Origin of the sequence: Tolypothrix sp. VBCCA 56010, assembly GCF_050875635.1 — a bacterium.
In the GTDB taxonomy this organism is placed as follows: domain Bacteria; phylum Cyanobacteriota; class Cyanobacteriia; order Cyanobacteriales; family Nostocaceae; genus Hassallia.
Genome location: NZ_JBPAOH010000379.1, coordinates 1 through 870 on the forward strand (window position 1 = coordinate 1; position 870 = coordinate 870).

General features: G+C 39.3%; 1 protein-coding gene. It reads left to right on the forward strand.

Annotation, left to right across the window (positions count from 1 at the left end):
• Window positions 1-835: RNA-guided endonuclease InsQ/TnpB family protein (locus AABK37_RS41595; RefSeq protein ID WP_432557213.1), on the forward strand; the 835-nt coding region annotated here is incomplete at its 5' end.
• Window positions 836-870: the final 35 nt, after the last annotated feature.

Below are 870 nucleotides of genomic sequence, written 5' to 3' on the forward strand. Positions count from 1 at the left end.
GTTTACTGATAAAAAAGATATCGGTAAAGTAAAACTACTAGGTAAATGGGATATCCAGACTTACCCAGTTAAACTGATTAAGCGTGTTAGATTAATCAAAAAAGCCGATAGCTACTATTGCCAATTTTGCGTTGATATAGATGCGGAATCTGAATCTAGAATTTCTGATGATGAAATCGGTTTAGATGTAGGTTTAGAGTTTTTCTACTCTGATTCCAATGGCAATCATGAGGAGAATCCTAGATTTTTGAGGAAAGCTGAAAAAGCAATTCAACACGCTCAGAGACAGATTTACAAAAAGGAGAAAGGTAAAAATCAACGACGGAAAGCGCGAGCCAGATATGCGCGGAAGCATTTAAAAGTAAGTAGGCAACGTAATGAGCATTCTAAGAGACTAGGACGCTGCGTATGCAAGGCTAACGCCTTAGTAGCCTATGAAGATTTAAATGTTAAAGGCATGGTAAAAAATCATTGTTTAGCCAAGAGTATTAATGATGCTTCTTGGAGTCTATTCCGTCGTTGGTTAGAATATTTTGCAGATAAATTTAAATCTACAGTTGTTGCTGTCAATCCTAAAATGACATCTCAAAAATGTAGTGATTGCGGTGCGATTGTGAAAAAATCACTATCAACTCGCTCCCATGTTTGTGGATGTGGTTGTGAGTTACAACGCGATCATAATGCGGCGATAAATATTCTGAATCTTGCAAAAGCTAGCTTGGGGCACAAGCAAAGTAACGCTTCAGGAGTCGGAACCACTACGCTAATTGGCGTAAGCCTGTTAGAGCAAGTTCTGACGGTGAATGAAGAATCCCCTGCCTTTCCGAATAGATGAGCGAAGCGATATCTATTCAGGCAGGGGAGTGTCAA